The 20,741-nt window shown below is 64.4% G+C and carries 21 protein-coding genes; 13 read left to right on the top strand and 8 right to left on the bottom strand.

All coding sequences use genetic code 11. The features are described 5' to 3' along the window. Nucleotide 1: 1 nt before the first annotated feature. From ACLB1G_RS09095 to ACLB1G_RS09080, 4 genes are all read left to right on the top strand, one after another. Nucleotides 2-1,483 (top strand): RNA polymerase factor sigma-54, encoded by a 1,482-nt coding sequence (locus ACLB1G_RS09095; protein ID WP_491626886.1) that lies wholly within the window; start codon nt 2-4, stop codon nt 1,481-1,483. Between the two features lie 76 nt (nt 1,484-1,559). Further along, on the top strand, nt 1,560-1,916 hold the full coding sequence (gene hpf, locus ACLB1G_RS09090; protein WP_491626885.1) for a ribosome hibernation-promoting factor, HPF/YfiA family: 357 nt from the start codon (nt 1,560-1,562) through the stop codon (nt 1,914-1,916). Between the two features lie 88 nt (nt 1,917-2,004). Then, a complete protein-coding gene (locus tag ACLB1G_RS09085) occupies nt 2,005-2,964 on the top strand; it encodes an alginate lyase family protein (RefSeq protein WP_491626884.1) in 960 nt (319 codons plus the stop codon). An 8-nt stretch (nt 2,965-2,972) separates the two neighbouring features. Beyond that, nucleotides 2,973-4,052 carry an enoyl-CoA hydratase/isomerase family protein gene (locus ACLB1G_RS09080; RefSeq protein WP_491626883.1) on the top strand — a complete coding sequence of 360 codons (1,080 nt, stop codon included), beginning with the start codon at nt 2,973-2,975 and terminating at the stop codon, nt 4,050-4,052. On the opposite strand, the gene rapZ is transcribed toward ACLB1G_RS09080, so the two are convergent. The 6 genes from rapZ to ilvA all read right to left on the bottom strand — a co-directional run bounded on the left by rapZ (nt 4,053) and on the right by ilvA (nt 10,223). Beyond that, entirely contained in the window at nt 4,053-4,916 is an 864-nt protein-coding gene (rapZ, locus tag ACLB1G_RS09075) for an RNase adapter RapZ (RefSeq protein WP_491626882.1), read from the bottom strand. A 2-nt stretch (nt 4,917-4,918) separates the two neighbouring features. Then, nucleotides 4,919-5,854: an HPr(Ser) kinase/phosphatase gene (hprK, locus tag ACLB1G_RS09070; RefSeq protein WP_491626881.1), complete on the bottom strand. Its 936-nt coding sequence runs from the start codon at nt 5,852-5,854 to the stop codon at nt 4,919-4,921. A 61-nt stretch (nt 5,855-5,915) separates the two neighbouring features. After that, entirely contained in the window at nt 5,916-6,398 is a 483-nt protein-coding gene (locus tag ACLB1G_RS09065) for a PTS sugar transporter subunit IIA (RefSeq protein WP_491626880.1), read from the bottom strand. Between the two features lie 343 nt (nt 6,399-6,741). Continuing rightward, nucleotides 6,742-7,575: an NADPH-dependent 7-cyano-7-deazaguanine reductase QueF gene (gene queF, locus ACLB1G_RS09060; RefSeq protein WP_491626879.1), complete on the bottom strand. Its 834-nt coding sequence runs from the start codon at nt 7,573-7,575 to the stop codon at nt 6,742-6,744. A 281-nt stretch (nt 7,576-7,856) separates the two neighbouring features. Further along, entirely contained in the window at nt 7,857-8,504 is a 648-nt protein-coding gene (locus ACLB1G_RS09055) for a zinc ribbon domain-containing protein (protein ID WP_491626878.1), read from the bottom strand. Nucleotides 8,505-8,687: 183 nt separating this feature from the next. After that, nucleotides 8,688-10,223 (bottom strand): threonine ammonia-lyase, biosynthetic, encoded by a 1,536-nt coding sequence (gene ilvA / locus ACLB1G_RS09050; RefSeq protein ID WP_491626877.1) that lies wholly within the window; start codon nt 10,221-10,223, stop codon nt 8,688-8,690. A 189-nt stretch (nt 10,224-10,412) separates the two neighbouring features. Here ilvA and ACLB1G_RS09045 point away from each other — a divergent pair, with 189 nt between their 5' ends. From ACLB1G_RS09045 to ACLB1G_RS09015, 7 genes are all read left to right on the top strand, one after another. Next, nucleotides 10,413-10,904 carry a YqaA family protein gene (locus tag ACLB1G_RS09045; RefSeq protein ID WP_491626876.1) on the top strand — a complete coding sequence of 164 codons (492 nt, stop codon included), beginning with the start codon at nt 10,413-10,415 and terminating at the stop codon, nt 10,902-10,904. Between the two features lie 221 nt (nt 10,905-11,125). Beyond that, nucleotides 11,126-15,145, top strand: coding sequence for a DUF3683 domain-containing protein (locus tag ACLB1G_RS09040; RefSeq protein WP_491626875.1), 4,020 nt, complete (start codon nt 11,126-11,128; stop codon nt 15,143-15,145). Then, nucleotides 15,145-15,582 (top strand): HIT family protein, encoded by a 438-nt coding sequence (locus ACLB1G_RS09035; RefSeq protein WP_491626874.1) that lies wholly within the window; start codon nt 15,145-15,147, stop codon nt 15,580-15,582. Before ACLB1G_RS09040 ends, ACLB1G_RS09035 begins: the two co-directional genes overlap by 1 nt. A gap of 19 nt (nt 15,583-15,601) precedes the next feature. Next, the gene (locus ACLB1G_RS09030) at nt 15,602-16,021 is read left to right on the top strand and encodes a gamma-butyrobetaine hydroxylase family protein (protein ID WP_491626873.1); all 420 of its coding nucleotides are present in this window, start codon (nt 15,602-15,604) and stop codon (nt 16,019-16,021) included. A gap of 60 nt (nt 16,022-16,081) precedes the next feature. Continuing rightward, nucleotides 16,082-16,303: an AbrB/MazE/SpoVT family DNA-binding domain-containing protein gene (locus ACLB1G_RS09025; protein ID WP_491626872.1), complete on the top strand. Its 222-nt coding sequence runs from the start codon at nt 16,082-16,084 to the stop codon at nt 16,301-16,303. Further along, nucleotides 16,300-16,704: a type II toxin-antitoxin system VapC family toxin gene (locus ACLB1G_RS09020; protein ID WP_491626871.1), complete on the top strand. Its 405-nt coding sequence runs from the start codon at nt 16,300-16,302 to the stop codon at nt 16,702-16,704. Before ACLB1G_RS09025 ends, ACLB1G_RS09020 begins: the two co-directional genes overlap by 4 nt. A gap of 79 nt (nt 16,705-16,783) precedes the next feature. Next, nucleotides 16,784-18,109 carry an alpha/beta hydrolase family protein gene (locus ACLB1G_RS09015; RefSeq protein ID WP_491626870.1) on the top strand — a complete coding sequence of 442 codons (1,326 nt, stop codon included), beginning with the start codon at nt 16,784-16,786 and terminating at the stop codon, nt 18,107-18,109. A gap of 3 nt (nt 18,110-18,112) precedes the next feature. On the opposite strand, the gene ACLB1G_RS09010 is transcribed toward ACLB1G_RS09015, so the two are convergent. Further along, nucleotides 18,113-18,382, bottom strand: coding sequence for a hypothetical protein (locus tag ACLB1G_RS09010; RefSeq protein WP_491626869.1), 270 nt, complete (start codon nt 18,380-18,382; stop codon nt 18,113-18,115). Next, nucleotides 18,336-18,848, bottom strand: a complete 513-nt coding sequence (locus ACLB1G_RS09005; protein WP_491626868.1) for a PIN domain-containing protein — start codon at nt 18,846-18,848, stop codon at nt 18,336-18,338. Before ACLB1G_RS09005 ends, ACLB1G_RS09010 begins: the two co-directional genes overlap by 47 nt. A 107-nt stretch (nt 18,849-18,955) precedes the next feature. On the opposite strand from ACLB1G_RS09005, the gene ubiE reads away from it, so the two are divergent. Then, complete coding sequence (gene ubiE, locus ACLB1G_RS09000) at nt 18,956-19,690, top strand: bifunctional demethylmenaquinone methyltransferase/2-methoxy-6-polyprenyl-1,4-benzoquinol methylase UbiE (RefSeq protein WP_491626867.1); 735 nt, start codon at nt 18,956-18,958, stop codon at nt 19,688-19,690. Nucleotides 19,691-19,701: 11 nt separating this feature from the next. Next, on the top strand, nt 19,702-20,649 hold the full coding sequence (locus ACLB1G_RS08995) for a Tim44 domain-containing protein (RefSeq protein WP_491626866.1): 948 nt from the start codon (nt 19,702-19,704) through the stop codon (nt 20,647-20,649). The last annotated feature ends 92 nt before the right edge of the window (nt 20,650-20,741 follow it).

The following is a 20,741-nucleotide window of genomic DNA, read 5'->3' as shown; positions in this document are numbered from 1 at the left end:
CATGAAACAGTCTTTGCAACTGCGTACCTCGCAACATCTCGCGCTGACGCCGCAGCTGCAGCAGTCCATACGCCTGCTGCAATTGTCGACGCTGGAATTGCACCAGGAACTGGAACAGCTGCTGACCGAAAATCCCTTGCTGGAAAGGCTGGACGACCCGCTGGACCACTCCGTGCGCCTGCTGTCCGATGGCGCCATCAGCCAGCCGGCCGGCGCCGCCGAGGCCGGCGCCGATCCCGTGCACACGCCCGACAATGCTGCGCCGGCCGGCGAAGGCGAGGCCTATGACGGCCCGGCCGCCGACACCGACAGCACCACCCCCGAGGCCGACATGGACTGGGGCGACGCCGGCCGTAGCAAGAACAACGACGACGAGGATTCCCGCCCGCAACTGGAAGCGGGCCACTGCACCCTGCGCGAGCACCTGATGGAGCAGATGCGGGTGACGGTGCTGGAAATGCGCGACCGCGCGCTGGTGGAAATCATCATCGATGCGCTGGACGAGAACGGCTACCTGGAAGAGCCGCTGGAGGACATCCACGCGCGCCTGCCGGAAGAATTGGAGATCGAGCTCGATGAGCTGCGCACGGCCCTCACGCTGCTGCAAAGCTTCGACCCGGTGGGCGTGGGCGCCCGTAACGCGTCCGAGTGCCTGGCGCTGCAGATACGCCGCATGCCCGGCGTGCCCCTGGTGACGCGGCGCATGGCGCTGACCATCGTCGAACAGCATCTGGCCTGGTTTGCCCAGCGCGATTTCAACAAGCTGAAAAAAGCCCTCAACTGCGACGAGGAAGACTTGCGCGAGGCGCAGGCCGTGATCCGCCAGTGTAATCCGCATCCGGGCGCCGCCTTCGCGTCCGACGTGTCCGACTACGTGGTGCCGGACGTGATCGTCAAGAAGGGCCGCAACGGCTGGCAGGTCAGCCTGAACAACGACGTCATGCCGCGCTTGCGCGTGAACGCCATGTACGCCAACCTGCTCAAGCAGGGCAAGGGCGAGGGCGCCATGGGTGCTCAGCTGCAGGAAGCCAAGTGGCTGATCAAGAACATGCGCCAGCGCTTCGACACCATCCTGCGCGTGGCGCAGGCGATAGTGGAACGGCAAAAGAATTTTTTCTCGCACGGCGCCGTCGCCATGAGACCCCTTGTGCTTCGCGAAATTGCTGATACACTGGGTTTACACGAGAGTACTATTTCTCGGGTAACAACTCAGAAATACATGCTGACCCCGCATGGCATGTTTGAGTTGAAATATTTCTTCGGCAGCCACGTCGCCACCGAAGCGGGGGGCGAAGCCTCATCGACGGCGATACGGGCGCTCATCGTGCAACTGACAGGAGCAGAAGACCCTAAAAATCCTTTATCCGACAGTAAGATTGCGGACATGCTGGGAGAACAGGGCATGGTGATCGCGCGACGTACTGTTGCCAAGTATCGCGAAGCCTTGAAAATCCCTCCAGTCAGCCTCCGCAAGTCTTTGTAGTGCATTGGCCACTGCGCGCCCGGCGGCAATGGGCGCCCGCACTGGCCGTAAGGCGACATCATCTTTAGGAGTGTGTATGAATCTCACCATCAGTGGTCATCATCTCGAAGTGACTTCGGCTATCCGTGAATACGTGCAGAACAAGCTGGAGCGCGTCACCCGCCACTTTGATCAAGTGATCGATATCGCCGTGATCCTCACGGTCGATAACCTTAAAGAGAAAGAGAAACGTCAAAAGGCTGAAATCAACCTGCGTATGTCCGGCAAGACCGTGTACGTGGAAAGCCTGTCGCAAGACCTGTACGCCGCCATCGATACGCTGATCGACAAGCTCGACCGGCAAGTCATGAAATACAAGGACAAAGTCCAGCAGCATGGCCACGACGCCATCAAACACCTGCCCGACAGCTACGAACCCACCGCCGCCGTCTAGACCCCACGCCGGCTCCACAACGAAGGGCGCGCTTGGCGCCCTTTTTTGCCTGTGTTAAGGTAAACGTTTTCCTTCTGCGAGTGGCTGCATGAAACTTGATAAATTATTTATATCGTTGCTGCTCAGCGCCGCCGTGTCCGTCTCCGCCGCCGCACCTGCCTGCAAGCCGGCGCCGCCGGCCGTGATCGACATCGACGCCAACGGCTACTACACCGACAGCCATCACTCCGTGATCGACCCGGTACTGCGCGCCCGCAACATCGCCAACACCAAACCCATCGAGGATTTCCTCGGCGAAGTGTCGAGCGCGGCCAGCCGCTACCAGGCCGACCCGCAGGGCCAGGCCGCCGACGGCGCCTGCGCGCTGGCATGGCTGTCGGCCTGGGCCGGGCAGGGCGCCATGCTGGGCAAGCTGAGCACGGAGCAGTCCTGGTACCAGCGCAAATGGACCCTGTCCGGCCTCTCGCTCAGCTATGCGCGCGTCAAGCCGGCCGCCAGCGAGCAGCAGCGCCAGGCCATCGAAGGCTGGCTGGGGACTATCGCCGACGCCACCATCCAGCATTCGGACGCGCATAAGGGCGTGCGCAACAACCACTACTACTGGGAAGGCCTGGCGGTGGCCGCCGCCGGCGCCGTGACCGGCGACCAGCGCCGCCTGGCCTGGGGCCGCAAGGTGTTCGACCACGCCATGACACAGGTGGCGGACGACGGCTCGCTGCCGGCCGAGATGGCGCGCGCCGCCAAGGCGCTGCACTACCACGTGTTCTCGGCCGTACCGCTGTCCATGCTGGCCTCGGTGCTGGACGTGCACTCGCCCAGGCTGGACCAGCTGGTGCGCTACACCATCGCCGCCGCGCGCGACCCGTCCGGCATCGCCAGGGCCGCCGGCGTCGAGCAGGAGCCGGTGGGGCCGGGCGAGATGTCGTGGACCGTGATCTATGCCCGCCATGAGGGCAAGCCTGAACTGGCGGCCGCCAACCCGACCCGCTATCCGCGCCTGGGCGGAGAACTGAAACTGGCCAATCCGCTGGAGCACGTGGCGCGGTAGAATGGGCCATGAGCGAATTCGTCCAGACCAGCATCAGCAACGGCGCCGGCGTCATCACGCTGGACCGTCCCCAGGCCCTCAATTCCCTGTCGCTGGAGATGGTGCGCGCCATCACACGCGCCCTGCTGGACTGGCGCGCCAGCGATGACGTGACGGCCGTGCTGATACGCTCCAGCGCCGCCAGGGCCTTCTGCGCCGGCGGCGATATCCGCTTCTTCCACGAGGTCGGGCGCACGCCGCGGGCGGCGCTGCTGGAGGATTTCTTCACCGAGGAATACGCGCTCAACCACCTCATCCACCACTATCCCAAGCCCTATGTGGCGCTGATGGATGGCGTGGTGATGGGCGGCGGCATGGGCATCTCGCAGGCCGGCCCGCAGGCGCGGGTGCGCATCGTCACCGAACGTACCCGCATGGCCATGCCGGAGGTGAATATCGGCCTGTTCCCGGACGTGGGCGGCAGCCACTTCCTGTCGCACGCGCCGCACGCCATGGGCCATTACCTGGGCCTGACCGGACTGGCCATTCACGCCGCCGACGCGCTGTATGCCGGGCTGGCCGACCACTATGTGCCGTCCACGCACCTGGGGGCGCTGGCGCAGCTGGTCGCCGCCACGCCCGGCGCCGGACTGCGCGCCGCCATCGCCGCGTTTGCCGCGCCGTTCCGCGCGCAGCTGCAGGCAGGCAGGCTGGAGGCGCAGCGCGACGCCATCGCACGCCATTTCAGCGCCGGCTCCGTGCCGGCCATCATGGACGCGCTGGCGGCCGACCCCAGCCCCTTCGCGCAAGAAGCCCTGGACGCCATGCGCGCCCGTTCGCCGCTGATGATGTGCGTGACCCACGAGCTGCTACGGCGCGGCGCCACGCTGGAGCTGGCCGAGTGCCTGCGCATGGAGCGCAGCCTGGTGCGGCGCTGCTTCGAGCATGGCGAGGTGCTGGAGGGCGTGCGCGCCCTGGTGGTCGACAAGGACCACGCGCCGCGCTGGAACCCGCCCGCGCTGGAACAGGTTGGCGGCGACATGGTGGCGCAGTTCTTCGAGCCGGTATGGCCCGGCTACGCCCACCCGCTGCGCGGGCTCGTGGGCTGATCAGGACTGTTCGCGGTGCCTGACCACCACGCGCTCGGCGGGGTGGAAGTACTGCGCCAGGCGCTCGGCCATGTACACCGAGCGGTGCTGGCCGCCGGTGCAGCCCACCGCCACCGTCAGGTAGCTGCGGTTGTCGGTCTTGAACGAGGGCAGCCATTTTTCCACGAAGGCGCGGATGTCGTTGTACATCTCCACCGCGCTGGGCTGGGCATTGAGGAAGTCGATTACGGGCGCGTCGCGGCCGTTGAGCGGGCGCAGGGCCAGGTCGTAATACGGATTGGGCAGGGCGCGCACGTCGAACACGAAATCGGCGTCCATGGGCACGCCCAGCTTGAAGGCGAACGATTCGAAGAACAGGGTCAGCGGCGCGCGCTCGATCGCCACCAGGTCCTTGATCCAGCCGCGCAGCTTGTTGGCGCTGGCTTCCGAGGTATCGATCACGTGGCCCAGCTTTTCGATGGGCGACAGCCGTTCGCGTTCCTCGGCAATGCATTCGATCAGGGTGCGGCGCGCGGCCGGGTTCTGTCCCGGACGCAGTTCATGCGACAGCGGGTGGCTGCGGCGCGTTTCGGAAAAGCGCGCCACCAGCGAATGCGTGTTCGCGGTCAGGAACATCACCTTCACGTCGTGGCCCAGCTGGCGCAGGGCCTGCACGTCGGCCGGCAGGCCGGCCAGCGATTCGGCGCTGCGCGCATCGACCGCCACGGCTAGCATGTCCGTGCCTTCCGCCACCAGGGTGGAGACCAGGTTGGACAGCAGAGCGGGAGGGAGGTTGTCGACACAGTAGTAGCCTGTATCTTCCAGTACGTTCAGGGCCACCGACTTGCCCGAGCCGGAGATGCCGGTGATGAGGACGATGTGCATGCTTAGTCTCCGCTCATGGCCTGGCGCTGGCGCTCCATGAACTCCTGCAGCGTGTCGATGCCGCGCAGCTGGAGGATGGTGTTGCGCACGGCGGCTTCCAGCAGCACGGCGATGTTGCGGCCGGCCGCCACCGGTATCACCACCTTGCGGATCGGCAGCCCCAGCACATCCTCGGTGGGGAACTGGAACGGCAGCCGTTCCACTTCCTCGTCCGCCGCCCCGCGCCGCACCAGGTGCACGATCAGCTTGAGGCGCATCTTGCGCCGCACCGCCGTCTCGCCAAAGATGGCCTTGATGTCCAGCAGCCCCAGCCCGCGCACTTCCAGCAGATTCTGCAGCAGCGGCGGGCAGCGGCCCTCGATCATGTTGGGCGCGATGCGCGAGAATTCCACCGCGTCGTCAGCCACCAGGCCGTGGCTGCGCGAAATCAGCTCCAGGCCCAGCTCGCTCTTGCCCAGGCCGGAATCGCCCGTGATCAGCACGCCCACGCCCAGCACGTCCATGAACACGCCGTGCATGATGACGCGCTGCGCCAGCTTCTTGGACAGGTAGACGCGCAGGAAGTCGATCACCTGCGCGGCCGGCAGCGGGGTGGAAAACAGCGGGATGTTTTTCTCGTCGCAGATGGCCAGGATGTCGGGCGGCGTCTCCAGGCCCTGGGCGATGATGAGGGCCGGCGGCCCGCCCGCGATCAGTTCGCCGATGACGTGGCTGCGCGTGAGCGACTTGAGGCGCTGGTAGTAATTGATTTCCTGGTGGCCGAACACCTGGATGCGGCCCGGGTGGATGGTGTTCAGGTGGCCGACCTGGTCGGCCGCCGAGGCCACGTCGCCCGAGATCAGGCGTTCGCCGCCGGGAAAGCCGGCAAACCACCCGAGTTGCAAACTTTCGCGATTGTCGTCATACAGCCGTTGTATCGTCAGCGGAGTTTGCAGCATGGGCGGTCTTTACTGGAGGGTGGGTTGAAACCCGAGTGTAACCGATTTGCCCGGCCGTGGATCAGCCGGCCGCCTGCAGCGACGGCAGCCAATTGGTGATGCGGGCGTGCACCGAACGCGGATCGGGATCGGTGGAGAGCGCCGTGCGGAAGGCGTCGTCGGAGAACATTTCGGCGATCTCGGACAGGATTTCCAGGTGCTGCTGGGTCACGTGGTCGGGGATCAGCAGGAAGAACAGCAGGTTGACCGGCTTGCCGTCCGGCGATTCGAAGGGAATCGCCTCGGACAGGCGCACGAAGGCGGCCAGCGGCGACTTCAGGCTCTTCATGCCCTTGATGCGGCCGTGCGGGACGGCCACGCCATGGCCCAGGCCGGTGGACCCCAGGCGCTCGCGCGCAAACAGGTTGTCCGACACGGTGGAGCGGGCGATACCGCAATTGTTCTCGAATATGAGGCCGGCCTGTTCGAAAGCGCGCTTTTTGCTCGACACTTCCAGATCCAGCAGGACATTTTCCAGCGAGAGTATTTTGCTTAGATTGTTCATAAGGCGACGTAAAATGGTGCGGCGCACAAGGGTGGCATGCGAGCAGAATTATAGGCCTGTTTGGGCGCCATGTAACGAATTCACTGGCGCCGGCGGACCGCCGGGGCGTCCGCCACTGGGCGTCCGGGGCCGGTCCGGGCTCGATCCAAAATGCACCGAAGTGGGTGTGCGCTATATCCGGGTAGTAAAGCCGACAAATACCGTCTTTTCGCTGGGAGCGGGGCATTCAAGCCAAATTTGCGCGTTTTTATGGGCCCCAAGCCGGACAGTGATACGGCCGGGGGCATATGCGCCATGGATGCCCATCATACGCCTGTTTTCTGTTGGCGCTGAGAAAAATCTGTTACTGTCGCGCGCCGCGCAAATTGGGCGGGCGCTGGGCCGTGCTGAAGTTGCTGCGCCAGGGGTTGATGTCCAGGCCGCCGCGGCGGGTGTAGCGGGCGTACACGGCCAGCTGCTGCGGCTGGCACTGGCGCAGGATGTCGGTGAAGATGCGCTCCACGCACTGCTCGTGGAATTCATTGTGCTCACGGAAGCCGATCAGGTAGCGCAGCAGGCTTTCCTGGTCGATTTGCGGGCCGGCGTAATGGATTTGCACGCTGCCCCAGTCGGGTTGGCCGGTCACCAGGCAGTTGGACTTGAGCAGGTGCGAGACCAGTTTCTCCTCCACCGGGGCCTCGTCGAAGTTGGCCTTGAGCAGTTCTGGGGCAGGGCTGTAACTGTCGACTTCGATATCGAGGCGGTCCAGCAGCAGGCCGTCCAGTTCGCCCATGGCCAGCATGCCGAATTCCTCGGGCTGGGTCAGGGTGATGTGGACGTTGGCGCCGAAGCCCTTGGACAAATCCTGCACCAGCAGGTTCTTCAGCGCCACCACGCTGTCGAGGCGGGTCTGGTTGAAGGAGTTCAGGTACAGCTTGAAGGACTTCGATTCGATGATGTTGGGCGAGTCGGCCGGCACCGTGATGCGGGCAATGGCCACCTGCGGCTTGCCGCGCTGGTTCAGCCACGAGATTTCGTAGGCGTTCCAGATATCGACGCCAAAGAAGGGCAGGGTGCCGGTCAGGCCCAGCTCATCGCGCTTGCCCTGGCGCGGGATGGGGAACAGCAGCTCCGGGGCGTAATCGCTGCGGTAGGCGGAAGTCTTGCCCAGAGGGGACTGGTCTGCGGTGTTGGTCATGGCGGTAAAAATGACAAGTAAGGTCCCATTGTAACGCGCCCCCGCCAGCCAGGTGTCCACCCCCACGGCCCCACGGTGTCGGCCCCACGGTGTCAGATCTGCCATTGGTACATGGGCCCCACGGTGTCAGATCTGCCATTGGTACATGAGGCTGCCTCCGAAGGCGAGCTCATGTACCAATGGCAGACCTGACACCGGGGTTACCAATGGCAGACCTGACACCGGGGTTATGACACCGGGGTTACCGGGGTTAGACACCAGGTTAGACATGACACAGGGGTTTATTGACGATGGCCGCATTCGGTGCAGAACTTGGTGCCCGGTTCCAGCTTGGCGGAGCAGGCGCTGCAGGCGGTTTGCTGCGCCATCTTGTGGCCGCACTCGGGACAGAACTTGGCGCCGTGTGTCTCGGTGCGGCATTGCGGGCAGACCAGCTGCATGTCCTGCGCCACGTCGCGCCGGGCGCCGCGCGTGCGGCCTTCGATGTTGGCGTTTTCCGATGCCTGCGTCACCTCGCCCTGGGCCCGGGCCCGCGTGATGGCGACGTTGACATTGGGTGCGCAATTGAAGCACAGGCCGTTGGCGCTGTCGAAGCAGGGAGCGCACACGTAGTTGTGGCAATGGCCGCAGCGGTTGAAATGGCCCTTGGCTTCTTCCACCGCCTCCCGGAAGGCGCCGTCGCGGGCGCTGTGCCAGCCGGCTTCGGCCATGCCGTTCAGCACGCTGCTGGCGCTGCCCAGCAGGCCACCGAACAGGCCGGCGCCCTTTTGCATCCAGCCCGAGGCCTGGCCGCTGCGGTAGGGCTGGAAACTGGTGCGCCAGCGGTCGCTGCAGCGCTGGCAATAGAACTCGAACTGGAAACCGGCATCGACGCCGGAGGAATTGCTGAGGTCGTGATAGTTGTTGGAAAACTGCAGGTCGTCGGGCATGGCTGCTCCTGGGAGACGTTACAGCCAGAAATTATAGATTCGGCAATGAAAAAGGGGCGCACTCTACGGTGCGCCCCCATTTTGTCGAGGCGTTTCAAACGAGCGTGGCTAGGCGCAGCTCCGAAGACAGTGCGCCTGCACGGCAAGGAGCCGCAACAACGCCACGGTCGTTTTGAAACGTCCTCAGCCCAGGAACAGCTTGTAGACCGGGTTGTTGGTCTCGTCCCAGTAGCGGTAGCCCAGCGTGGTCAGGAACTGGGTGAAGGCGCTGGCGTCCTCCGGCGGCACCTGCAGGCCGATCAGGATGCGGCCCACGTCGCCGCCCTGGCTGCGGTAGTGGCACAGCGAAATATTCCAGTTGGGCGCCATCGAATCGAGGAAGCGCATCAGCGCACCGGGACGCTCGGGGAACTCGAAGCGGTACAGCAGCTCGTCTTGGGCCAGCGCGCTCTTGCCGCCCACCAGGTGGCGGATGTGGGCCTTGGCCAGCTCGTCGTGGGTCAGGTCCAGGGTCTGGAAATCGTTCTGCTCGAACTTGCGCGCCAGCGCGCCGGACTCGCCGCGGTCGGCGATCTGGATGCCGACAAACACATGGGCCTGGGCCTGGTCGCTGATGCGGTAATTGAACTCGGTCACATTGCGCGGCCCCACCAGCGAGCAGAAGCGCTTGAAGCTGCCGCGCTGCTCGGGCAGGGTGACGGCAAACACGGCTTCGCGCGATTCGCCCAGCTCGGCCCGCTCGGCCACGAAGCGCAGGCGGTCGAAGTTCATGTTGGCGCCGCTGGCGATGGTGACCAGGGTTTCATTCTTGACCGGGTCCTTGGTCAGCGCGGCGCGCTCGACATAGGCCTTGGCGCCGGCGATGGACAGCGCGCCGGACGGCTCCAGGATGCTGCGCGTATCGGTGAACACGTCCTTGATGGCGGCGCAGATGGCGTCGGTGTCGACCACGATGATGTCGTCCACGTACTGCTGCACCAGGCGGAAGGTTTCCTCGCCGGCCAGGCGCACGGCGGTGCCGTCCGCGAACAGGCCGACGTCGGCCAGGGTGACGCGCTGGCCCGCCTTCAGGCTGCGCGCCATGGCGTCCGAATCCAGGGTCTGCACGCCGATCACCTTGATGTCGGGACGGATCTGCTTGACGTAGGCGGCGATGCCGGCAATCAGGCCGCCGCCGCCGATGGGCACGAAGATGGCGTGGATGGGACCGGAATGCTGGCGCAGGATTTCCATGCCTATGGTGCCCTGGCCGGCAATCACGTCCGGATCGTCGAAGGGGTGGACGAAGGTCAGCTTCTGCTCTTTTTCCAGGGTCAGGGCGTGGTGGTAGGCGTCCGTGTACGACTCGCCATACAGTTCCACCTCCACCATGGCGCCGCCGCGCGCCTTGACCGCGTCCACCTTGACCAGCGGGGTGGTGGTGGGCATCACGATCACGGCGCGGCAGCCCATGCGGGCCGCCGACAGGGCCACGCCCTGGGCGTGGTTGCCGGCCGAGGCGCAAATCACGCCGCGCTTGCGCTGGGCGTCGCTGAGCTGGGCCATCTTGTTGTAGGCGCCACGAATCTTGAAGCTGAACACGCTCTGCATGTCCTCGCGCTTGAAATAAATTCGGTTCTCGTAGCGCTGCGACAGGGTCGGCGCCAGTTCCAGCGGGGTTTCAGTGGCCACGTCATAGACGCGCGCGGTCAGGGTTTTCTTCAGGTAATCGATGGTCATGGTCTACAGACTATACAGGCGGTATGGTTCCGGGCCAGTCGGGGACTGGGGACATGGACATGCGTAAAACCGGCTGGTGACCGGGGACGGCAAGGGCGCTGGCGCGGCGCGGATGGAGCGCGCGCCGGACTGTTCAATCGTGCGGGTGGGACTCATTATAATGGACAGCTTTCGTCCAGCCCAATTTCCATGATAGAAACAGCAATCGCCTGGCTGCTCAACGTGCTCGCCGTTCCCAAGGTGGGGCTGACTTCGGTATTCCTGATCGCGTTCGTTTCGGCCACCTTGCTGCCGCTGGGCTCGGAACCGGCCGTGTTTGCCGTGATCAAGGCCAATCCCGAGCTGTACTGGAGCGCCATCGCCGTGGCCACCCTGGGCAACACCCTGGGCGGGGCGGTCGATTACTGGATGGGCTGGCAAGCCAAGCAAACCTTCGCCAAGGAGCGCAAGAGCCGCTGGTTCCATTGGCTGGAGCGCTACGGCGCCAAGACCATGCTGCTGGCCTGGCTGCCCGGCATCGGCGATCCGCTGTGCACGCTGGCGGGCTGGCTGCGGCTGCCATTCTGGCCCAGCCTGGCGTACATGGCGGTCGGCAAGTGCGCGCGCTACCTGTGCATGACCACGCTGTTGTTGTACGTGCCGGACGGCGTGTGGCACAAGATCGGCGAATTGCTGTCCTGATCATCGTGGTGTAGCGATTCTGTCATATCGCCGTATGTATAAACATTATTTCGCCAGGTGGCGGCGCGGGCAATTTTATGCCAATGAAATGCTGTGAATGCGAATTTTGTGCGGCAAACGGGGCTGGCGAGTACCCTTCGGCGGCCTAAGGCTGTTCCGGCGTTGTGCGACGCAATAGGCTAGAATGGTCGCCCCGGGTTCAGTCTACACGTCACACACCAATGAATGCCCCTGCACAAATCCAAGCTTTGCTGGCGGAAACGCCCCATGGTCCCGCGCCCACCCGTCTGCGTGAAATCCCCTACAACTACACGTCGTTTTCCGATCGCGAGATCGTCATCCGGCTGCTGGGGGAAGAGGCCTGGAGCTTGCTTGATGTGCTGCGCGGCGCGCGCCAGACCGGCCGCTCGGCGCGCATGCTGTACGAGGTGCTGGGCGATATCTGGGCCGTGCTGCGCAATCCCTACCTGCAGGATGACTTGCTGGACAATCCCAAGCGCCGCCAGGAGCTGATCAACGCCCTGCACCACCGCCTGGCCGAAGTCGACAAGCGCCGCCTGACCGTGGACGCCCAGGCCGAGGGCCAGGACGCGGCCGAGGCGCGCCAGCGCAGTGCCAACGTGGAAAAGCTGGTCAAGGCCGCGCAAAAAGCGGTAGCCGATTTCGGCGAGCAGTTCCGCGCCACCTACGACCTGCGCAAGCGCACCTATAAAGTGCTGGGCCGCTACACGGACAAGCACAACATCTGCTTCGACGGCATGAAGCGCATCAGTCACGTAACCGACGCCACCGACTGGCGCGTCGAGTACCCGTTCGTGGTGCTGACCCCGGACAGCGAAGAGGAAATGGCCGGCCTGGTGAAAGGCTGCATCGAACTGGGCCTGACCGTGATCCCGCGCGGCGGCGGTACCGGCTACACGGGCGGCGCCATTCCGCTGACGCCGATGTCGGCCGTCATCAACACCGAGAAGCTGCTCAACATCGGCCCGGTGGAAATGAAGGTGCTGCCCGGCCTGGAGCGCGAGTACGCCACCATCTACACCGGCGCCGGCGTGATCACCAACAAGGTGTCGGAAGCGGCCGAGAAGGCAGGCTTCGTGTTCGCGGTGGACCCGACCTCGGCCCACGCCTCCACCGTGGGCGGCAACATCGCCATGAACGCGGGCGGCAAGAAAGCCGTGCTGTGGGGCACGGCGCTGGACAACCTGGCCTCCTGGCGCATGGTGGACCCGAACGGCGACTGGCTGGAAGTCACGCGCCTGGACCACAACCTGTCGAAGATCCATGACACGCCGCTGGCCCGCTTCAAGCTGGAATGGACCCATCCCAGCGCCAGGGGCGAGGCCAAGGGCGCGCCGTTCAAGACCGAGATCCTGGAAATCGCCGGTCGCGTATTCCGCAAGGAAGGCCTGGGCAAGGACGTGACCGACAAGTTCCTGGCCGGCCTGCCGGGCGTGCAAAAGGAAGGCTGCGACGGCATGATCACTTCGGGCCGCTGGATCCTGCACAAGATGCCCAAATACACCCGCACCGTGTGCCTGGAATTCTTCGGCCAGGCGCGCGACGCGATCCCGTCGATCGTCGAGATCAAGGATTACCTGGACAGCCTGCCGGCCAAGGGCGAGCAGTACAGCACCCTGCGCCTGGCCGGCCTGGAGCACCTGGACGAACGCTACCTGCGCGCGGTGGGCTACGCCACCAAGTCCAAGCGCGGCGTGCTGCCCAAGATGGCGCTGTTCGGCGACATCGTGGGCGACAACGAAGACGCCGTGGCCCTGGCCGCCTCGGAAGTGGTGCGCCTGGCGAACACCCGTGTGGGCGAGGGCTTTGTCGCTGTGAGCCCCGAGGCGCGCAAGAAGTTCTGGCTGGACCGCGCCCGCACCGCCGCCATCGCAAAGCACACCAACGCCTTCAAGATCAACGAGGACGTGGTGATCCCGCTCAACCGCATGGGCGAGTACACTGACGGCATCGAGCGCATCAACGTCGAGCTGTCGATCAAGAACAAGCTGCAGCTGGCCGATGAGCTGCGCGAGTTCTTCGCGGCCGGCAACCTCCCGGTCGGCAAGAGTGACGACGCCGACGACAGCGTGGGCGACGCCGAAATGCTGGGCGACCGCGGCCAGCAGGCCCTGGCCCTGCTGGATCAGGTGCGGTCGCGCTGGACCTATGTGCTGGAGCAGCTGGACCAGCCGCTGGGCGAGGCGATACCCGCCCTGTCCTCGCACGGCCTGGACAAGCTGGCCCCGGTGCTGGAACAGCGCCTGCAAGTGCAGCCGCAAGCCACCCTGTTCGACGTGGTGCAGGACCGCACCGTGCGCATCAGCTGGAAGACGGAAATCCGCGCCGTGCTGCGCCAGATCTTCAACGGCGCCGCCTACAAGCTGATCCTGGACGAAGCCACGGCCATCCACAAGCGCGTGCTGCGCGGCCGCGTGTTCGTGGCGCTGCACATGCACGCCGGTGACGGCAATGTGCACACCAACTTGCCGGTCAACTCCGACCATTACGAGATGCTGCAGCTGGCGCACCAGGCCGTGGCCCGCATCATGACCCTGGCCCGTTCGCTGAACGGCGTGATCTCGGGCGAGCACGGCATCGGCATCACCAAGCTGGAGTTCCTCACCGAGGATGAAATCTCGTCCTTCCGCGCCTACAAGCAGCGGGTAGACCCGGAAGGCCGCTTCAACAAGGGCAAGCTGCTGAACCTGCCCGGCATGGAAGCGGATTTGTCCAATGCTTATACGCCGTCGTTCGGCCTGATGGGCCACGAATCGCTGATCATGCAGCAAAGCGACATCGGCGCCATCGCCAACAGCGTCAAGGATTGCCTGCGCTGCGGCAAGTGCAAACCGGTGTGCTCGACCCACGTGCCGCGCGCCAACCTGCTGTACTCGCCGCGCGACAAGATCCTGGCCACCTCGTCCCTGATCGAAGCCTTCCTGTACGAGGAACAGACCCGGCGCGGCATCTCCATCAAGCACTGGGAAGAGTTCGAGGACGTGGCCGACCACTGCACCGTGTGCCACAAGTGCGTCACGCCCTGTCCGGTCAACATCGACTTCGGCGACGTGTCCATGAACATGCGCAACCTGCTGCGCAAGATGGACAAGAAGTCCTTCAATCCCGGCAAGGCGGCAGCCATGTTCTACCTGAACGCCACGGACCCGGCCACCATCAACGCCACCCGCGCGGCCATGGTGGGCCTGGGCTACAAGGCCCAGCGCCTGGGCAACGATATCCTGAAGAAGTTTGCCAGGAAGCAGACCAAGGCGCCGCCGCCAACCGTGGGCAAGCCTCCGGTGCGCGAGCAGGTGATCCACTTCATCAACAAGAAGATGCCGGGCAACCTGCCCAAGAAAACCGCGCGCGCCCTGCTCGATATCGAGGACGACAAGGTCATTCCCATCATCCGCAATCCCAAAACCACCACGGCCGATACGGAAGCGGTGTTCTACTTCCCGGGCTGCGGCTCGGAGCGCCTGTTCTCGCAAGTGGGCCTGGCGACCCAGGCCATGCTGTGGGAAGTCGGGGTGCAGACCGTGCTGCCGCCGGGCTACCTGTGCTGCGGCTATCCGCAGCGCGGCTCGGGCCAGTACGACAAGGCCGACAAGATGATGACGGATAACCGCGTGCTGTTCCACCGCATGGCCAACACGCTCAACTACCTGGACATCAAGACCGTGCTGGTCTCATGCGGCACCTGCTACGACCAGCTGGCCACCTACGAGTTCGAGAAGATCTTCCCCGGCTGCCGCATCATGGACATCCATGAATACCTGCTGGAGAAGGGCGTCAGGCTGGAAGGCGTGACCGGCACCCGCTATATGTACCATGAGCCCTGCCACACGCCCATGAAGCTGCAGGAAGCGACCAAGACCGTCAATGGCCTGATCGCGACGCACGACAACGTCAAGATCGAGAAGAACGACCGCTGCTGCGGCGACTCGGGCACGCTGATGGTGGCGCGTCCCGACATCTCGACCCAGGTGCGCTTCCGCAAGGAAGAGGAAGTCATCAAGGGCGCCGGCAAGCTGCGCGCGGATGGCTTCGACGGCGAGGTCAAGATCCTGACCAGCTGCCCGGCCTGCCTGGGCGGCGTGTCGCGCTACAGCGAGGATGCCGGCACCACGGCCGACTACATCGTGGTCGAGATCGCCAAGCACCTGCTGGGCGAGAACTGGATGCCGGAATACGTCAGCCGCGCCAATGACGGCGGCATCGAGCGGGTGCTGGTGTGATGGCCTGCGACCTGTGCAGCCTGCTGGCGGCGCCGCCGGCCGGCGCCATCCTCTGGCGCGACGCCGGGCTGGCGGTGGTGGCCGTGGACGAACCTGAATATCCGGGCTACACGCGCGTGGTGTGGCAGGAGCACGTCAAGGAAATGACGGATTTGACCCCGGCGCAGCGCAACCGCGTCATGGACGCGGTGTGGGCGGTGGAGCAGGCGCAGCGCGCCGTGCTGGCGCCGGACAAGGTCAACGTGGCCAGCTTCGGCAACATGACCCCGCACGTGCACTGGCATGTGATTCCGCGCTACCGCGAGGACGCCCATTTCCCGCAGCCGACCTGGGGCGTGCAGCAGCGCAGCGGCGATGCGGCCGCCCTGGCGGCGCGCCGCGCCTTGCTGCCGGCGCTGCATGCGGCCATCGTCGAACGCTTGAACCAGCAAATTTGAATCAGCAAAGGAAGGCAGCATGAGCGCCACTCCCATCGGCCTGACGGTCCACAACAAATCGCGCATCCTCGAAGTGAGCTTCGACGATGGCGCCACGTTCTCGATTCCGTTCGAGCTGCTGCGCGTGTATTCGCCCTCGGCCGAGGTGCAGGGCCACGGCCCGGGCCAGGAAGTGCTACAGGTCGGCAAGCGCGAAGTCGGCATTGCCGCGCTCGACCCGGTTGGCAACTACGCGGTGCAGCCCACCTTCTCGGACGGCCACAACACCGGGCTGTACACCTGGGACTACCTGTACAAGCTGGGCAAGGAGCAGGGCGGCCTGTGGCGCGACTACATGGAACGCCTGCACGCGGCCGGCTTCGAAGGCGACACCGGGCGCGACCCCGGCGCCAAGCTGGATCATGCCCCGGTCCACCACGGCTGCGGCCACCAGCACTGATACAGCTCACTTGCAGCCCTTCTTTTTTGCTCTAAGCTGGAAGGATAAGGAGGGCTGATCATGCGAGATTGCGACGTGATTGTGGATGCCGATGGTACCGTAAAAGTGCCGCGTGATATAACGGAACAACTCAAGTTGCGTCCGGGAGACCTGTTGCAATTCATGGTGCTGGACGGCGGAACAGTGGTGCTGCGTCCCAGAAACGGGAGTATTACCGATCTGGCAGGATGGTTGCATCGAGAAGGCCAGGCTACTGTTGCCATAGAGGATATGTCGCCATGACCGTGGCCTCCATCGATACAAATGTTCTCGTCCGCTATATCGTGCAAGACGATATGGTGCAGTTTGCCTTGGCGGCTGAGCTCATTGAAAGCTGCCGTGTGGCCGGGACGCAGGCGGTCGTGCCGCTGCTTGTCATATTGGAGGCCGAATGGGTTTTCCGGACAGCTTATGGCTATTCCAAGCCTGCCATTGCAGAGATCTTTTCCATCTTGCTTTATTCCGGCGATGTGCAAATTGATGATGCGTATGTGTTGCAGCGGGCGCTGTTGCTCTGGAATATGCGATCGGTCAATTTTGCCAACTGCTTGATTCTAGCCAAGAGTTTAGAACTCGGCGCTGCCATGTACACCTTCGATAAAAGGGCGGCCAAGCTGCCTGGTGCCGTTCTGTTAAAGTCATAAGTCAGCAGCCTGCGGTTTCATCGGCTTGTCACAAGCCTATGGAATAGTGGGCGGCGCGATTTTTGATGAAGGGATGGGCATGGCGGGGATGGGTGGATGGCCGGCATTGCGCCGGGGTGTGGCGGGCGTGATCGCGGTGGCACTGCTCGCGGCCTCGCCGTGGCTGGCGGCGCAGGAGTACTTTGGCGACATGCGGCCCGATGCGCCCGAACTGGCGGCCCGCGGACCGCTGCAGGTCGGGGTCCGTGCCCAGTCCGCCGAACATGCCGACCAGCTCGATATCCTGCGCGCCACGGCCGACCAGCCGGCTCCGCGCTACACCCGCAAGCTGACCCTGGAAATCTGGTATCCGGCCCGCCTGGTTGCCGGACAAACCGAGCATACGGTGTACACCGACGTGCTGGGCTCCGGCCCCAACAACCCGGCCCGCCCGAATACTGCGTTCCAGTTCAAGGGCCGCGCCGCGCGCGATGCGGCGCCGGCGGCCGGCCAGCGCTATCCGCTGGTGATCGTGTCGCACGGCTATCCCGGCTCACGGCTGCAGATGAGCTACCTGACCGAGAACCTGGCGTCCAAGGGCTATGTGGTGGTGGCCATCGACCATCCCGAATCGACCCGCGCCGACAAGGCCGGCTTCGCCAGCACCCTGCTGAACCGGCGCCTGGACGATCTGTTCGTGCTCGATACCGTGGCGGCCTGGAGCAAGCCGGGCAGCGGGCATTTCCTGTCCGGCCTGGTCGATGCGGACAGGACGGCATTGATCGGCTATTCCATGGGCGGCTACGGCGCCCTGAACACGGTGGGCGCTGGCATCAGCGCGGCGGCGGTGGCGTTTGCGCCGGGCGGCCAACTGGCCGTCAACCAGCAGGGCAATGCGCAATACGAGGCGGCCCGTGACAGGGCGGCCCGCGATGCGCGCATCAAGGCCGTGGTGGCGTTCGCGCCCTGGGGCGGGGCGCACAAGGTGTGGGACGAGGCAGGACTGGCCGGGGTACGTGTGCCGCTGCTGTTCATCAGCGGCGACCAGGATGACGTGGCCGGCTACCAGGATGGCGTGCTGCGTTTATTCCAGGGCACGGTGCATGCCGAGCGCTACCTGCTCACCTATGTGGGCGGGCGCCACAACCCGGCGCCGAATCCGCCCTCGCCGGCGGCCTGGTCCAACTTCGACGATTTCATGGCCTATGCGGAACCGGTATGGGACAGCCGCCGCATCAACAACATCAACCAGCACTTCGTGACGGCCTTCCTGGGCGTGCAGCTCAAGGGCGAGCCGTTGCAATCCTACCTGGACTTGCAGCCGCTGGCCGCGGACGGCACCATCAAGCCCGATCCCGGCCTGTGGAAGGGCTTCCCCAAGCGCGCCGCGCTGGGCCTGGAGTGGCGCCACCTGCCGGCGCGTTGAAGCTCAGGGAGTAACGTGCTCGCGCTGCACGTACAGCATGATGGCGCGTACGCGGGGCGGCAACTGCCGGAATGCTTCGAAATTAATGCCAAGTTGGCGTACCGGCCGGTTGGAGTAGTTGGTTGCCGTAGGGGGATACAGTTTCCGGAACTCCTCCCATTCACGCTGTTCCGCCAGGCAGCGCTGATGCAAAGCGTCAAGTTCCTGGATGGTGTCGGCGTCCAACTCAGGGATTTCTATGTCGGGCGGGATTTCTTTGCCATAGAATTTCATGACTGTTCTCCATCAATTCAAAGGGGGTAACCAGCTCGATAGGCGATAGCCGTTGACTGTTGATTATGCTGCGCAAGGTACCCAAGGTGCGGGCGTTGGCAAGGTCTCTACAGTTCCAGGTCATTAGCACTTCAATGTCCCGCAGGACTGCGCAGGCAATATGACGGCCGTGCGCCATGCTTTTTAGACCTCCAGCAGCCAAAAGAAGTTCCGCAAGCGATTCGTTACCCTTCTGTAGTTCCAACTGCGTTACCCGATGGGCCGCAGCCAGCCTTCTGTCCACCCATTTAGGAACATGCCTGCGGATGTCTGCTTCGACGAACTCCGAAATGAAGGTCAACTCCGGTATCATCCGTGTCTCCCACCACATCCGGGTCAGCCGCTGGCAGGCGCGCGTGATCGGATTGGCGCTGGGCGGGGCCGCCAGATGAAAAATGATGCTGCTGTCGAGGTAGACGGTTTGCATCAGCCGAGCTTACCGTGCTGCCGGCGCCCGTCTTTCATCTGTGTCAAGCTAATGCCGTCTCCGGCCACGCCGCTTGTATAATGCAGCCAAACTAACAGGCTGCCATCATGACCAATACCACCCATTTCGGTTACAAGACCGTCGCTGAGGAAGACAAAGTGCGCGAAGTCGCCAAGGTCTTCCATTCCGTTGCCGCCAAATACGACGTGATGAACGACGTTATGTCGGCCGGCCTGCACCGCCTGTGGAAAACCTTTACCATCGCCCACGCCGCCGTGCGACCCGGCTTCAAGGTGCTGGACATTGCCGGCGGCACCGGCGACCTGGCCAAGGTGTTCGCCAGGCAGGCCGGTCCCACCGGCGAGGTCTGGCTGACCGACATCAACGAATCCATGCTGCGCGTGGGCCGCGACCGGCTCTTGAATCGCGGCCTGGTCACCCCCACCTTGCTGTGTGATGCTGAAAAATTGCCCTTCCCGGACAATTATTTCGACCGCGTCAGCGTCGCCTTCGGCCTGCGCAACATGACCCACAAGGATGTGGCGCTGGCCGAAATGCGCCGGGTGCTGAAACCGGGCGGCAAGCTGCTGGTGCTGGAGTTCTCGAAAGTGGCGGAAGCCCTGAAAAAGCCCTACGACATTTATTCTTTCAAGGTGCTGCCCTGGATGGGCCAGAAGATCGCCAATGATGCCGACAGCTACCGTTACCTGGCCGAATCGATCCGCATGCATCCGGACCAGGACACCCTGAAGTCCATGATGGAGCAGGCAGGACTGGAGCGGGTCCAGTATTACAACCTGACGGCAGGTGTGGCCGCTTTACACACCGGTATCAAACTGTGATGGGAAACCTCATGAACATGAAGAAAATCCTGGCCGGCGCCATGATCGCGCTGTCCGCCGCCGCCCTGGTGGCGGAAGTGGCCGCCAAGCCCATGGGCGGTGGCCGTTCCATCGGCCGCCAGTCGCAGAACGTGAGCCGGGTGCCGGCCGCGCCTGCCGCCGCGCCGCAGCAGGCGCCGCGCCAGGCCGCTCCTGCGCCGGCCCCGGCCGTGCCGCCGGCGGTCCCGGCCAAGAAACCCAGCATGTGGAAAGGCGTGCTGGGCGGCGCCCTGCTGGGCCTGGGCATGGGCGCTCTGCTGTCGCACTTCGGCCTGGGCGGCGCCATGGCCAGCATGCTGGGCTCGCTGATCACCATCGCGCTGATCGCCGGCGTGCTGTACTTGATCTTCCGTCTGGTGCGCGGCAAGCGTCCGGCCCAGCCTGCGCCGGCCGGCTTCGGCGGCGGTCAGGCCAAGGCTTACGACAATGTCTATTCCATGCCGCAGCAGGGCGGCACGCCGGAAATCGGCTCGCGCCTGCAGCCCGCGTATGAGCCGGGCGCCGCAGCGCCGGCAGCGGCCCCGGCCGCCCACACTCCTTGGGGTGTGCCGTCCGACTTCGACACCGCCTCCTTCCTGCGCGTGGCCAAGAGCAACTTCATCCGCTTGCAGGCGGCCTGGGACAAGGGCGACGTGGCCGACATCCGCGAATTCACCACGCCCGAGGTGTTTGCCGAGCTGAAGATGCAGATCACCGAGCGCGGTGCGCAAGCCGACTACACCGACGTGGTCAGCATAGACGCCGAACTGCTGGGCATAGAGACCAGCGGCAGCGATTACCTGGCCAGTGTGCGCTTCAACGGCCGCATCAAGCCGGCGCCGGACGCCCTGGCCGAGCCGTTCCAGGAAGTGTGGAATTTGTCCAAGCCGCTGTCCGGCAACGACGGCTGGCGTTTGGCCGGCATCCAGCAGCTGGCGTAAGCACAGGCGCAACCCTTCAGCCGGGCCGGCCTGTGGCCGGCAAACTGGTAAGATCGAGACCGCCCGCATGTCCGGGCGGTTTTGTTTTGTGA

The organism is Duganella kummerowiae, assembly GCF_053572355.1.
This window is presented reverse-complemented; position numbering and strand designations above follow the sequence as displayed.